Origin of the sequence: Pricia mediterranea, assembly GCF_032248455.1 — a bacterium.
Taxonomy (GTDB): Bacteria; Bacteroidota; Bacteroidia; order Flavobacteriales; family Flavobacteriaceae; genus Pricia; species Pricia mediterranea.
In genome coordinates, this window is sequence record NZ_JAVTTP010000001.1 from 3127574 (window position 1) to 3141850 (window position 14277).

Here is a 14277-nt window from a genome sequence, read left to right on the forward strand (position 1 = left end):
GATGAAACATCGCCTGCTGCTCCTTTTTACCTCTTTTATCTTTGGCGTTCAGTCGTACGCTCAGGAAGGTATCCCCGTGTATTTTGATTATTTGTCCGATAACTACTATCTGGTCTACCCCTCCATGGCGGGCATTGGCGAGGGAACGAAGATCAGGGCTACGGCCCGGATGCAGTGGTTCAGTGTCGAGAATGCCCCCAATCTGCAGACGGTCAATGTACACTCCCGAATCGGGGAAACCAACTCTGGAATAGGAGTGATTGTTTTCAACGATGCCAATGGATATCACGCCCAAACGGGACTCAAGCTTACCTATGCCCATCACCTCAGGCTCGGAGGCGATGGGCGCAGTTTGAACCAGCTTTCATTCGGGATAAGTCCCACCTATCTTCAGAGCAGTCTCGACGAATCGGACTTTTACGAAACGGGAGACCCTGCTATTGCCGGAATTAAGGTCAGTGATGGGTATTTCAACGTCGATTTGGGATTTTCATATAACCTGATGGAGTTTTATGCCCATGTTGGTGTACTAAATGTGCTGGAAAGCAGAAGAAATGTATACTATAAACAGCGTAACGAAGCGCAAGTAGGGGTCATCGACAACCTGCGACGGTATCTGGTTTCCGCCGGATATATCTTCGGACGGCAGGAATGGCAGCTGGAGCCTTCGGTACTGTTCCAGATGACCGATTTCACCAAGGAAAAGACCATCGATATCAACGCCAAGGTCTATAAGGATGTCGATTTCGGCCGGTTGTGGGGCGGACTCTCCTACCGGCGCAGTTTTGAAGGTATTGAATATGTGACCAATGAGGGTTCCGGGAACCAACGTTTGCAGTTGATAACGCCCATTGTCGGAGCCAATATCGGCAACTTTATGGTCTCCTATAACTACTCGTACCAGACCGGGGATTTCCGTTTTGACAGTGGCGGTTTCCATCAAATAACCCTGGGATATAACTTCGGACAGAACGAACGGCGCTACGACTGCTATTGCCCGGCGGCCCAATAATTTTCTTTCTAGGTTTTATTTTTTAGACATAGCGCTTTAGTTCCGAACAGAACTAAGGTTCAAATCTTTTGAGGTCAACGCCCCCCCTGTCCCATCCCTTTATTTCCATCTTCATATCTTTGCTTACAGAGTGCGTCATGGCTACGGCCTGCGCTTGACTTTCTCAAACGCTGTACATATGATTAAATCGGTAAACGGAAAATCCCCTCAGATCGGCAACGACTGCTATATCGCCGAAAACGCGACTATTGTAGGGGAGGTGGAGATGGGCAACCAATGTAGCGTATGGTTCAATGCCGTCATCAGGGGCGATGTGCATTATATAAAAATGGGCGACAAGGTGAACGTACAAGATGGTGCCGTCATCCATTGCACCTATCAAAAACATCCGACCCAGATTGGAAACAACGTGTCTATCGGCCACAATGCCATCGTTCACGGCTGTACCGTAGAAGATAACGTCTTGATCGGCATGGGCAGTATCATCATGGACGATTGCGTCATCGAAAGCAACAGTATCATCGCGGCCGGGGCGGTCGTTACCAAAGGCACCCGGGTACCATCGGGGACTATCTTTGCCGGGATGCCCGCCAAGAAAATCAAGGATATCAGTGCCGAGCTCACTTCCGGGGAAATCGACCGGATCGCGAACAACTATGTGATGTACTCCGGATGGTTTAAGGAAGGTTCGTAGCTTGCGCTTTTTTCTTACATTCGTCATTCCTTAAAACTTTTAAAGATGAACGCATATATATTTCCGGGCCAGGGTGCCCAATTTGTAGGAATGGGCCTTGACCTATACGAGAAATTTCCATTAGCACAGAAACTTTTTGAAAGTGCGAACGAGATTTTGGGCTTTTCCATAACCGATATCATGTTCGAAGGAACGGCAGAGGACTTAAAGCAGACCAAGGTCACCCAACCCGCTATTTTTCTTCATTCCGTGATTTTGGGAAAGATCCTGGGGGACGGGTTTCGGCCCGATTGCGTAGCGGGGCATTCACTGGGAGAATTCTCTGCCCTGGTCGCCAATGGCGCGCTGAATTTTGAAGATGGGCTAAGATTGGTTTCCCAGCGGGCGATGGCGATGCAAAAAGCCTGTGAACTGCAGCCGAGTACCATGGCCGCCGTTCTGGGATTGGAAGATGAGGTCGTGGAGCGGGTCTGTAGGGAAACGCCCGGAACCGTGGTAGCGGCCAACTACAACTGCCCCGGCCAATTGGTAATCTCCGGGGAGGTCGAGGCGATCGATACCGCCTGTAAAAATATGAAGGAATCCGGTGCCCGTAGGGCCTTGGTCCTGCCTGTTGGCGGAGCCTTTCACTCCCCCTTGATGGAGCCGGCCCGGGAAGAGCTTGCATCGGCCATCGAAAATACCGATTTCGGAAAGGTGACCTGTCCCGTGTATCAAAATGTTACCGCCCGCGCCGTAAGTGACTCCGCCGAAATCAAGAAAAACCTGATCTCCCAATTGACGGCGCCCGTAAAGTGGACGCAAAGTGTACGGAATATGGTGAACGACGGGGCCAGCACGTTTATTGAAGTAGGGCCCGGGAAAGTGCTGCAGGGATTAGTGCGAAAAATAGCTTCGGATGTAGAAACTCGCTCGGCCGAAATCCCTGATTGACCTTTTTGCGTATATAGTGTGGTTCATCCATAAAACCTTGATTTGAGCCTATAATTAGGGTCTAGGGATGAATTTTTTAGTAATATTGGCCCCATTTCTACTTAACCGCACGGTCTTACTGAGTGTTGGATCGATATGGATTCATAAGACAGTTTATGAAATCGAAGAGAGAGAACGTTGCCTTTTTGGGGAATTCCGGTCCTGTTGTTAGAGGATGGATGCTTCTTCTGTTGATGGCCACGGGTTTTTTTGGGCAGGCCCAGGTCGTGTCGATAACATCTGCCAACGATAACGCCACTGAGGGGGGGGTCGGAACCGATGGAACGCTTAGTTTTACGATATCCAGAGGCGCCTTTAACATTTATAATACAACGGTAACCTATTCTTTCGCGGGTACCGCCGAAGCCGGATTCGATTATGCCGTGCCAGCCACCCCCTCCGCACCGGGAGAGAACACCGTTGAGCTATCCCCGTTTCAAACTTCCCTCACGGTGACCATCGATAATATTGTCAATGACGATCTTGTTGAGGGCCCCGAAACTATCGTAGTTACTTTAGAGACCGTGGATAATGGTACACTAGACCCGACACAGAGCGAAGTTACCTTGAGCCTTGACGATAACGATGGGGTCTTTACGGTAACGACGGTGGGCGAAGCTGCCGAAGAAGGGGCAGTGCCGGGAAGCTTTACCGTAACCCTGGACAAACCCGTCGCCCCTGGAGTTACGGTTTCATTGCCTTACACCTTTGGGGGTAATGCCGATGTCACTGATTATACCGTCGGAGGGCAGCAGAACACCCTGACTTTTACCGATGATGAAGCCTCCTTGTCGCAGGTCATTACGATTACCCCCGTTGACGATGACATCGTCGAAAACGATGAAACGGTGGTGCTGAACTTGGGCACCCCGGACGCGGGTACGGTAGATCAAGTACCTGCCACCAATCGGACGATAACTATTGCGGATAACGATACCGGCACCTTTTCCGTGGAAACTATAGACGCCGATGCGGCCGAAGAGGGACAGGATCAAGGCCGGTTTTTAATAAGTCTGGATAATTCAAACGGTACGGGCACCCCCGTTACCGTTCCCTATACGTTGGGCGGGACCGCCAGCCAAGGAGACGATTTTACGATAACGCCCCCAACCCCCCTTTCATTTCCGGACGGACAAGATGCCATTGAGCTTGTAATCACACCTATAAACGATGCGCTTCCCGAAGACGACGAGACTGTAATCTTGGTGCTAGGTACACCAAGTGACCCTACCAAGTTTTCTTACACGCCCGAACCCGAAGCACAACGCACGGTTACGATTCTAGATGATGACTGCGCCGCTGGTACCGAGGCACCGGTATTGACCCAAAATGAGGATACGTTCTGCGATGATTTTTCCGTCGGTCTCGACACCTATTATACCGGGACGCGGCCCAACGGAACCGCACTGATATGGACGGAAAATGGGGCAGATCCTTTAAATCAGGACGATTGGGCGCCAAGGACTGGCGCAAGCGTCATTGCCGAACCCGGTTCCTATTTCGCCTTTTTCTGGGATGAGGTCGACAATTGCAACAGCCCGGTGACCGAGTTGGTCATTACCCAAAATATATCTCCGACTGCAGGAACGCTGGTCCCAAGCGAACCTACCGCCGTCTGCAATAACGATACCGACGAATTCGGACCCAACGAAATCGACCTTGATGATTATATTACAGGACAGGATGCGGGTACCTGGGTACAGACCGGGGGTCCCGATCTAGGAGAAAATTTAGATGGTACGGAGGTGGACTTTGAAGGGGAGGCTGAGGGCACTTACGAGTTTACCTATACGACCAACTCCGCCACTGCTCCCTGTACAGAAGACACCTTGGTGCTTACGCTCACCGTAAGCGATTGCGACCCCTGTGTCGCCGGCGGGGTCGCCCCCATATTGGCAGCTGGACAAAGCGACACCTTTTGCGGCCCTATTCCCGATACCGCGAGCCTTAACGATTTCACTTCGAGCTCCGCTCCTGCGGGAACAACCTTGGTCTGGACGACCAACTCCGAGGACTTTACCGACACCAGCGCACATTTGACTGCCGATCAGATCAACAACTTTTTAGCGGGCGACTATTACGCTGTTTTTTATGACGCGCTCAATGACTGTACAAGTCCGGCTTTGACCGTGAGTATCGTTCAGAACGATATCCCAGACATTACGGATTCCACCGGAAGTTCTAGCTGTGGTCCCGGCACTTTACAGCTGAGCGCAATTGGAAGTCTCGACGCGACACTACGATGGTTCACGACGGCCACCGGCGGTGAGGAACTTGCCGAAGGCTCACAATTCACTACCCCTGAGCTCACTCAAACTACTGCCTATTATGTAGAAGCGGAGGCCAACGGGTGTATCTCCCCCCGCACGGAGGTCATTGCCACGATAATTCCCCAGCCCTCGGCAGGAGCACCCCAAAACACATCTTCCTGTAATGCCGCCGAATTCGGGACTACCGTACTCGACCTTGACAGCACTTTTTCTGGGACGCCCGACGCGGGCACCTGGTCGTTTACCGACGGACCTTCGGCCATAACCCTGAACTCGGAAAACGTAGTCGATTTTCAAGGGAGTGCCAATGGAGACTATACCTTTACGTACACGACGACAGGAGCCGAGCAACCCTGCGAGGACGCTTCCGCTACCATAACGATTTCCGTCAGCAGCTGTGATACCGATGATGATGATGACGGACTGTTAGGGGGGATAGAAGCTATTCTGGGTACGGATCCCAATGACCCCGATACCGATGGTGACGGGATAGACGACGGGGTCGAAGTGGGAGACGATTACGAAAATCCGCTTGATGAAGATGGAGACGGAATTATCGATGCGTTGGACTCCAACATCCTCGATTCCGATGGGGACGGAATCAACGACCAACAAGATCCCGCCAATGAAAATCCATGTGTGCCCGAAAGGTTTAACGGGGCATGCGATACCGATGGCGATGGAATATCCGACCTTCAAGAAAGGGAAGACGGTACCGACCCCGACGACCCCTGCAGCCCCAATGAAACTCCAAGTTGCGCCGAACCCATTGACCTTCAAGTGACAAAAGAGGTCGATCGGAAGGATGCTTTGGTCAATGACGAGGTGGTGTTTACCGTTACGGTGAACAACCTGTCCGACAGAAAGGCGCTTAAGGTCGTGGTAGGAGATCTATTGGAAACCGGATTTGCACTTGGGGCAGCCGGAGCCGATAGTACCGCCGTAGCAACCGCAGGGGAATACGATGTCGAAACCGGAATGTGGAACGTTCCCGAAATACCGGCCATGGGGTCGGAGACCTTGACCGTCCCGGTTCGGATTTTGGAAGGGGGCCCCTATGAAAACACGGCCGAACTCCTGTCCTCCATACCCGAAGACGGCACTCCCGATAACAATACGGCAACGATTACCCTGAACATCGACCTGCCGGAGGGCATAGACCTCGTGCTGGAGAAATCCGCGGCCATTGTAGACTCCCAAGATTCGCTTGCCGTAGCCGCTTTTCAATCGGGGCAGATCAATCCTTTGTCAGGACAGGAAGTTATTTTTAAGCTTAAGGTGACCAATGAATCGGAAAGAGATACGGTTTCCAGCATCGTGATACGCGATAGCTTGTCGCGAGCTTTTTCTGAGCCGAGGTTTGCTCCGGAATTGGACTCTATCGTTCAATTCAATTCCGAAACGCGAATATTGCAATGGGTAGCAGGGGAACTTCCCAAGGGCGAGTTTGCCGAGTTGGAGTTTCGCGTGACCGTCGATAGCTTGGGTACCTATGTGAATACAGCGGAAATCGACCGATCGTCTCCGGTCGATAGTGAGGGCAAATACGACAATAATACAGCCACAGTTGCAGTAAGGGTATCCGAACCGAACGAGGTCGAATTCGGCATTATTTTCAACCAGTTCTCTCCCAATAACGATGGGGTGAACGATAAGCTTAAAATAAACAAAAGACGGACCAACGATGACGGCAGCTTGGGCGATGAGGTCGATTTACGGTATTCCATCAAAATTTTCAATAGATACGGAAGTTTGGTCTTCGAAGGGAACCAGCTCACCGACGAGGTCATTTGGGACGGAACCAGAAAAGGGGAAGACGTACCTGACGGCACCTATTTTTACGTGCTCGACCTGACAGTAAACGAAGAATTAGGTGTCGTTACCAATACGACAGAAAAAGGATGGATTCAGTTGATCAGATAATTTAGGTTTGATTTGAAGCCCGATCGATAAGATAGTACGGATAATGCAGCATAGAACACTACATTCCATCGTTATAAAGATTTTCCCCCTGCTATTGTTATTGGGTATCGTTACCGTGGGCCGTGCACAGAAAGAACCCCAGTACACCCAATACATGTACAATATCGGCAGTTTCAACCCAGGCTATGTGGGCACGACCCCGACCCCTGAGATTACGGGACTCTACCGGGCGCAATGGCTCGATGTTGAAGGATCGCCACGAACCTTACGCTTTGGGGCAAACTATCCGCTGTCCAACGAAACCATGGGGCTCGGCTTTAACATCATCAGCGACCAATTGGGTCCATCGACCCAAACCTACGTGGAGCTGGCCTATTCCTACCAATTCAATGTAACTGACAATACCAAACTTTCATTTGGGATGGACGTTGGCGGCTCTTTCTTGAATGTCGATTTTTCGAAGGGCACTTTTGAGAACCCCGGGGAACCGATTCTGCAAGGCGAAATCATAAAGGAGTTCTATCCGACCGTTGGGGCAGGTTTCTTTCTGTACGAAGATGATATTTGGTACCTTGGAGCTTCGGTACCTAATTTTCTGACCGATGGCGTTTACAACGATGAGGTAGCGACCATTGTTGACGACAAATTACAGTTCAACTTTATCGGGGGATATGTGTTCGAGCTGTCCGAAACCTTAAAGTTCAAACCGGCCTTCTTGGTCAATTTGGTCAGTGGAGCACCAGTAAACACGAATGTTTCTACCAACTTTCTGATCAACGAGCGGTTTACCTTGGGGGCTTCCTACCGGTTTGGCAATGCCGTTAGCGGTCTGGCGGGCTTTCAGGTTACCAACAGTACATTTATCGGCTATTCCTATGATTACAATACAAACCCGCTGGGCGAGTTCAGTAAGGGTTCTCACGAGGTCATCCTGAAGTTTTACCTGGGCAGGGAGGGTAGCATCCAAGGCAACGACAAAAAATTAAGGGGCAAGCCAAAACAGATCGATACACCTAGATTTTTTTAAATGAAATCGAGACTTATCATAGCGTTCTTTTTTATCGGCATTGGGTTCGGTCTTGCGCAAGAAATCGAGTCGCAAGGCGACAAGTACTTCTATGCCTACGCCTACGAAGACGCCATCAGGGCCTATCAAAAACAGATGCAGCGGGGGGAATCGTTGAACAACTATCAACGCCTAAACCTCGCCGATGCCTATTTTCAGACCAGGGATTACAAGAAGGCGGCAAAAATTTACCTGGATGTGGAAAAGAATGATTCCATCATGTCCGATCATCGCTTTAACAAAATGCTGCAGAGTCTCGATAAAATCTCGGAGCATGACAAAGTAGTGACCTTGTTGCAATCAGGAGACAACTCGTTTAAGGGCGAACTTCTCGAAAATGCCGAATTCAACGACGGTGCAATGCAAGCGGATGGTTCGGGAGCCGCCGAATTTGCTATCCTCACTCTGAACGGTAACAGTCCCCAAGCCGATATATCGCCGGCTTTTTACCCGAACGGTCTGTTGTTCAGTAGCAGCCGAAAGACGCGTTCAAAAAAGATATATGGTCCCTCGGGCGAAGCTTATCTCGATATCTACAAGGCGGCCAATGCTGACAGCGGAGCCTTGACCGAAATCGAACCCTTGAGCCGAATCCCAAGCTCCAAATTCCATAAGTCAACGCCCCATTATTCCGAGAGCACCGGCAACGTTTACTACGTATTGTCGAATACCGAAGATGATGAGCTTGCCTTCGACGATAGAGGTAAGAATGCCTTGGCCATTGGAATGGTCAATGAGAACGGCAGCTTTCGTTTCCTGTTGAAAGATTTAAGTACGTCGTTCTACTATCCCTTTTATGACGAAAATACAGGAAGACTCTATTTTTCTGCCAATTTTAAGGACAGCTACGGAGGTACCGACATCTATTATGTCGATATGAACGGCGGACAGGTCATGTCAGAACCTATCAACCTCGGGCCGCGCATCAATTCCCCCGGCAATGAAATCGCGCCCTATATCTTTGATAACAGCCTTTATTTTTCCTCGGATGTATTTTACGGAATAGGGGGGATGGATATCTACCGCTCCAATATTATGTCGGACAACGGTTTTAGTATCCCCGTGAATTTGGGCCGGGACATCAATACCATAAACGATGAATTCGGATTTATCATCAAAGAAAATCCGGAAGGCGGCTTCATGGGCTATTTCTCCTCGAACAAGCCTGGCGGGAAGGGAAGCGACGATATATATGGATTTAAGATCAGTGAAAAACCGGGGCTCCGCACCTTACTCTTTAAGGGAAGGGTGGTCGAGGCCCCCTACGATCAATGGATTGCCGATGCATCTATCAAAATTCTAGATGCCGAAGGTAATACGCTCAAAGAAGATTCTTCTGGTACCAATGGAGGGTACCAACTGGAAATACCTCATAATTCCGAGGTGACCTTGGAGGTGTCAAAACCCTTCTTTTCAACGTTTAGCAAAACCTACTATTCAGAGGAATTGGAAAACTTAGGCCAATCTCCGTTAAAAATAGAACTGACCTCCATAGCGGATATCGTAAAGGAAGCGGAAGGAAAAATGGTGCTGGATATAAACAAATTCTTTTTCGCGACGGGTCAAAGCAATCTTACGCCGGAAATTACTATGGAAATCGACAAGGTTGTCGATGCTGTAAAAAAGTTCCCCAATTTAAAATTCTCCATAGAAACCCATACCGACAGTCGTGGGGGCAGAAGCTCAAACCAAAGAATTTCGGAGCAGCGATCGGCCGCCATTGCGGACTATCTTCTGAAAAACGGGGTTTCTTCGGATAACATAACCCAGGTAAGGGGCTTCGGCGAGGATAAAATTGTCAACGATTGCTCGGACGGGGTCTATTGTCTTGAATTTCTTCACCAACAGAACCTGCGAACGCTTTTCGTGGTGGAGAATTATGACAAGCTGAGCCAGTAGTCGGCGTACAGCAGTAAAAAACACGAGATGTCCGTTCGAGCCTTTCGACTACGGTTCATGCTGAGCGAAGTTGAAGTGCTCAAGATAAACTAAAGTCGAGAACTTCTCGGTCCGGTCGAAAGCGAAAAGGAGATTATCACCCTATGTTAGAAAATCACCATCCAAAAATAATAGATGGAGAAAACAGAAAGAAAAAGAATTCCGGCATAGGTGAGTCCCTGTAATCCCCGTCCGGGGCGTTGGTGTGGGGGCAGTTCCGAACTCATTACATTCTTCAGGTTCATGAAACCGATAATCGGCGCGACCACGAAAGATACAAAAGTGGCCAGGGCGACCAATTGCCCCATGTTGGCGCTGAACGCCGTCACTACCGTAAAATTGATGATGGCCAGTAGAATGATGCCTATTGCGTAAAATCTTCTCTGGCCGGCAAGCGTATATTTGGGCAAGAGCAGGTCGATGATATCCAAGCTGACCCGGGTGATGGCATCGTGGGCGCTCATGCAGCTACTGAAAAGGGTCGCGAAGGCAGAAACGGCGATTAAAAGATAGGCCCACGGCCCGATGTGTACGGTGAAAAGCCGTACGATCTGATCGGCAAAGGTCACAGCATTGCCACTGAGTTCGGCGTGGGTGCCGTACAGGGTAAACCATCCTATAATCATAAAAAATACGGCCAGCACGGCGGTGGAGAGGTATCCAAAATTAAATTCCTGTAGGGATTCCCTAAGGGAAGGTTTGTGCTTCTCGTCTTTCCATTTTGTGATGCTCCAAAGACTGACCCAGCTCGATGCCTCAACTGTGGTAGGCATCCATCCCATAAGACTGATCAGAAAAAGTATGCCTGCATCGTTGAACACGGTAGGGGGACTAAAATCTGGAACGTGTGCCACGGGACCCTTGATAATAACCAAGGCCGTAGTGATGATCAGGGCGGTGAACAAAATGGCGATAACGAACTTGAGCGAAGTCTCCAAAAAAGAATAGCGGCCGATGATCAATATCAGGCTGATCCCGATGAAAAGTCCCAGTGCAATGTAGGCCGTTGACACGCTTGACAGGTCAAAAAGAGTGCTGAACAGACCGGCGGTCACCGTGTAGAGGGCAGCCAATATAGTAAAGGTCGAGACCAAGGTGATCAAGGCGTAGAACCACAGGTATCCCTTGCCGCGATTCCGATACCCCTCGATCAAGGTCTTTCCGGCGACATTGGTGTACCGTACCCCGAATTCGAAAAAAGGATATTTAAAGAGGTTCGCCAATACGATGGGAAAAATCATGACCCATCCGTATTGCGCTCCAGCCTTGGTCGATAATACCAGGTGCGATGTGCCGATGGCCGTACTGGCAAACAGCAGTCCCGGCCCTAAATTTTTCAATAAAACCTTTAATTTGGACATCATCGTACGTTTCAGCATTCGATCTTTACCCGTTCGCCGTAAAACTTGGGCTCGGTATTGAAAAGCAGGTCGATAAAGACCTTCACCCGGGCCAAGTATTCCCGTAGCTGCACTTTAAGTCCGTGTTTCATGGAGATGTCCTCCGCATTGAACCCGATGGCCTCAAGTCCTTTTTTTTCCGCCAAATAGATGGCCCGTTCATTGTGGAATTGTTGGGAAATAACGGTAACCCGGTCCAGTCCAAAAACTTCCTTGGCGCGCACCATCGAGTCCAAGGTGCGAAAACCGGCATAATCTAAAAAGATTCGGTCTCGGGGAATACCGCCTTTTACCAGATCATTTTTAAAGGTCTGGGGCTCGTTGTAATAAGTAGTGCTGTTGTCCCCACTTACTAAAATGAAGTCCACTTTATTGGCTTGATAAAGTTTAAGGGCCGCCTCTATTCGGTAAGCATAGTAGGGATTCGGCAATCCTCCGATCAACTTTTTCGAGGTGCCCAAAACCAGACCGACCTTGTTTTTGGGTATTTTGTTGGTTTGGGAAAAGATTTTCCCTTTTGCCGCAGAACTTATGATAAAACTGCACGCAGCTATCAACAGCAACGGAATACCGATAAGCAATCCCAATATCTTGAGGTGCTTTTTTTTCATTTTGGTTTGGCTAGGCAGAGTAAAGGTAATGAAATATAGTTGTCCGCCACGGGGAGCACCTAAGACAAAATGAGTAATGGGAAAGGTAATTGCCCTGTCGAGTAAGACACACGACCTGTTTCGAGGAGCATACTGGCTCTTGATCAGTTGATTTGGTCATTACACGAATCTGACCCCGTAATTGCCACAGATTTTTGCTACCTTTTCAAAATCGGGCGGCCCGGGCGGAAGGTCGGCCAATTCATAGAACATGTTTTCGATACCTGCGGGGAAAGCGGAGGTAATCATCTTGGCCTTTTCGGTTCCGACCACTTTCCATGAGTGTGGTACTTCTTTGGGAGCAAAGGCAATATCTCCTTCATTAAGGATAGTTGTCTTCCCGGCTATCATAATTTCTATCTGCCCCCTGATTACCCTGAATATTTCATCTTCACTGGTATGGACATGGGGTGGTATCCCTACGCCGGGCTCAACATCATCTACCCATTCGACAACCTGGTTTCCCGTATCAGTACCGGTCAACTTATGCGTCTGAATATCGCCGATTACGTTCAAAATTGCACCCTCGGTATCTCCGACGATTTTTGGATCGACTTTTCCTACAGCGTACCCGTTATCGGAAGAAGATTGGCATTGTACCATGCCGGGAAACAGGGCGAAGCCTAATCCGAACCCCGAAGTTCTTAAAAATCTTGTTCTGTCCATGGTTATAGTTTTACCGCAATGTACAACGACAGATAGCGCCGAATTCTACGAAAAATACGGTAAAAGCTTAGATTTTGGGAACTGTTATCCTTTTCTGAGAGTGGATGGAGCAAATCCGGTATGGGTCTTAAAAAATTGACTGAAATAATCAGGGGATGAGAAACCGAGTTCAAAACTGATTTCCTTAAGGGTTTTGTCCGAAAATTTCAATGCATGTCTTGATCGCATCATCAGCTGCTCGATAATGATAGCTTTTGCGCTTACGGTCAGTATGTCTTGAACACATTCGTTAAGGTATCTCGGTGAAACATGAAGGAGGTTGGCATAGGAGGTTACATCGTGATGTTCGAATAGATATTTGTTTACGAGTTGCTTGAATTTATAGACCAGGTTGGCTTTCGCATTCTCATTGGAAAGGTTTGATTTTATGTTGCATTGTCCATCACAGTAAACGAAAAAGGTTTTTAAAAGGGCCAAAATGGCATCATCCTTATGATTTAGGTCCGATCCCAAAAGCTCATCGATCATCTCCAGTATCGCCTGGGTCCTTTTCTCAATAGTCGGACTCAATTTAAACAAGGGAATTTCTCCCGAACTGAAAACCCGTACTGTATTGATGTGAAGCTTACTTAAAATAGGGTTATTTAGAAGCGTGCGGGGCAAGCTCAAGAGGTAACCTGAGGAGCCATTATTGTCTTTTTTAGAGATGGACCAATGAAACTTCGGATCCAGAAAAAAAATGGTATTTGATACGTTGGAATAAGGTGTCCGGTCGATTTCGATCGTTGCAACGGTACTTTTGATCCAGCACACCGTAAAACAAGTCGAGTTCTTGGCAGACGAAATGTTTTTAAGAATCGGTGATATTTTGACGGATTCGGATTTCATAGTTATCGGGTTTTACGCTATAGCTGGTTTAGCTAGGGCCATATTTGATTGCGTAGGCGCCCAGTTTCAAGAAAGAACCCGAGGGAAGTCCATAATCTAACAGCGAGGTGTCCGAAGTTACGCTATTTTTCAAAATGAAAGGGGATAAAATGCGGAACAAGAAATTTGCCACTTCTTTTTATTGGTTTTCCAAGGGATGCCATGTCGCTGCAACAACTGAAAAAAACTACATCGATTTCAGTGCGCTACAACGCCGTTAAACTATCACGCGAATTTTATTCGCTGATTTACGAATTGAGACATCAGTAAAGAGGATTAATTTTTTGATTGCCAGAGAACCCGATCCTTGAGGGTACCGTTCATAATAATAAGGGATAGACTCCGATTAGAGTCCATCCCCTTTCCCCATCCGGTTAAAAATCGGAATTTTAGTGGAGGTATTGCCGTGATTCCGCCCAACGGATGCGCTTACTATCCTTAAAATTAGTGAAGAAAGCGAACCTACTTGATTCCGTTGGCGATTGACCTGCCTGTCCGGTAGTCAGGTTGATAAAAGTTTTCATGACTGCTGTTTTAATGATTAATAATTTTTTCTTTACGATCGTGATTAGCGATTGAAGTCTCTGAACTGTGACCATTCGACCCTCTTACTGCCTACGAAGGCCGGGAAGTACTGTCCCGTTTTTGATTCTGTTGCCGTTCCACTGATTGATGCTCATTTATATGGATTTAAAAGTTACTTGTTGATCCTCCGTGATTAGCGGTTAAAATTTCGGTACTGCGCCCATTGGCCTCTTT

11 protein-coding genes are annotated in these 14277 nt (G+C 48.5%); 6 read left to right on the top strand and 5 right to left on the bottom strand.

The features are described from left to right. Nucleotide 1: 1 nt before the first annotated feature. The 6 genes from RQM65_RS12790 (at nucleotide 2) to RQM65_RS12815 (ending at nucleotide 9836) form a co-directional block, all read left to right on the top strand. Nucleotides 2-1012 carry a PorP/SprF family type IX secretion system membrane protein gene (locus RQM65_RS12790; protein ID WP_314015545.1) on the top strand — a complete coding sequence of 337 codons (1011 nt, stop codon included), beginning with the start codon at nucleotides 2-4 and terminating at the stop codon, nucleotides 1010-1012. Nucleotides 1013-1190: 178 nt separating this feature from the next. Continuing rightward, a complete protein-coding gene (locus tag RQM65_RS12795) occupies nucleotides 1191-1706 on the top strand; it encodes a gamma carbonic anhydrase family protein (RefSeq protein WP_314015547.1) in 516 nt (171 codons plus the stop codon). A gap of 45 nt (nucleotides 1707-1751) precedes the next feature. Beyond that, nucleotides 1752-2639, top strand: a complete 888-nt coding sequence (gene fabD, locus RQM65_RS12800) for an ACP S-malonyltransferase (RefSeq protein WP_314015549.1) — start codon at nucleotides 1752-1754, stop codon at nucleotides 2637-2639. Between the two features lie 155 nt (nucleotides 2640-2794). Beyond that, nucleotides 2795-6871, top strand: a complete 4077-nt coding sequence (locus tag RQM65_RS12805; protein ID WP_314015551.1) for a T9SS type B sorting domain-containing protein — start codon at nucleotides 2795-2797, stop codon at nucleotides 6869-6871. A gap of 43 nt (nucleotides 6872-6914) precedes the next feature. Next, complete coding sequence (locus tag RQM65_RS12810) at nucleotides 6915-7898, top strand: PorP/SprF family type IX secretion system membrane protein (RefSeq protein ID WP_314015552.1); 984 nt, start codon at nucleotides 6915-6917, stop codon at nucleotides 7896-7898. Then, nucleotides 7899-9836 (top strand): OmpA family protein, encoded by a 1938-nt coding sequence (locus RQM65_RS12815; protein ID WP_314015553.1) that lies wholly within the window; start codon nucleotides 7899-7901, stop codon nucleotides 9834-9836. A gap of 146 nt (nucleotides 9837-9982) precedes the next feature. On the opposite strand, the gene RQM65_RS12820 is transcribed toward RQM65_RS12815, so the two are convergent. The 5 genes from RQM65_RS12820 to RQM65_RS12840 form a co-directional block, all read right to left on the bottom strand. Then, on the bottom strand, nucleotides 9983-11236 hold the full coding sequence (locus RQM65_RS12820; RefSeq protein ID WP_314015554.1) for an NRAMP family divalent metal transporter: 1254 nt from the start codon (nucleotides 11234-11236) through the stop codon (nucleotides 9983-9985). Nucleotides 11237-11247: 11 nt separating this feature from the next. Next, on the bottom strand, nucleotides 11248-11886 hold the full coding sequence (locus RQM65_RS12825) for a SanA/YdcF family protein (protein WP_314015556.1): 639 nt from the start codon (nucleotides 11884-11886) through the stop codon (nucleotides 11248-11250). Nucleotides 11887-12045: 159 nt separating this feature from the next. Further along, nucleotides 12046-12591, bottom strand: a complete 546-nt coding sequence (locus RQM65_RS12830; RefSeq protein WP_314015557.1) for a cupin domain-containing protein — start codon at nucleotides 12589-12591, stop codon at nucleotides 12046-12048. Between the two features lie 84 nt (nucleotides 12592-12675). Then, a complete protein-coding gene (locus RQM65_RS12835; protein WP_314015558.1) occupies nucleotides 12676-13479 on the bottom strand; it encodes a helix-turn-helix domain-containing protein in 804 nt (267 codons plus the stop codon). Between the two features lie 428 nt (nucleotides 13480-13907). Next, complete coding sequence (locus RQM65_RS12840) at nucleotides 13908-14042, bottom strand: hypothetical protein (protein ID WP_314015561.1); 135 nt, start codon at nucleotides 14040-14042, stop codon at nucleotides 13908-13910. Between the last annotated feature and the right edge of the window lie 235 nt (nucleotides 14043-14277).

Bases quoted from the DNA above. Each gene is read 5' to 3' on its own strand.
- RQM65_RS12840 (WP_314015561.1), bottom strand. From the start codon at position 14,042: ATGAAAACTTTTATCAACCTGACTACCGGACAGGCAGGTCAATCGCCA.
- RQM65_RS12825 (WP_314015556.1), bottom strand. From the start codon at position 11,886: ATGAAAAAAAAGCACCTCAAGATATTGGGATTGCTTATCGGTATTCCG.
- RQM65_RS12810 (WP_314015552.1), top strand. From the start codon at position 6,915: ATGCAGCATAGAACACTACATTCCATCGTTATAAAGATTTTCCCCCTG.
- RQM65_RS12790 (WP_314015545.1), top strand. From the start codon at position 2: ATGAAACATCGCCTGCTGCTCCTTTTTACCTCTTTTATCTTTGGCGTT.
- RQM65_RS12835 (WP_314015558.1), bottom strand. From the start codon at position 13,479: ATGAAATCCGAATCCGTCAAAATATCACCGATTCTTAAAAACATTTCG.
- fabD (WP_314015549.1), top strand. From the start codon at position 1,752: ATGAACGCATATATATTTCCGGGCCAGGGTGCCCAATTTGTAGGAATG.
- RQM65_RS12805 (WP_314015551.1), top strand. From the start codon at position 2,795: ATGAAATCGAAGAGAGAGAACGTTGCCTTTTTGGGGAATTCCGGTCCT.
- RQM65_RS12815 (WP_314015553.1), top strand. From the start codon at position 7,899: ATGAAATCGAGACTTATCATAGCGTTCTTTTTTATCGGCATTGGGTTC.
- RQM65_RS12795 (WP_314015547.1), top strand. From the start codon at position 1,191: ATGATTAAATCGGTAAACGGAAAATCCCCTCAGATCGGCAACGACTGC.
- RQM65_RS12820 (WP_314015554.1), bottom strand. From the start codon at position 11,236: ATGTCCAAATTAAAGGTTTTATTGAAAAATTTAGGGCCGGGACTGCTG.
- RQM65_RS12830 (WP_314015557.1), bottom strand. From the start codon at position 12,591: ATGGACAGAACAAGATTTTTAAGAACTTCGGGGTTCGGATTAGGCTTC.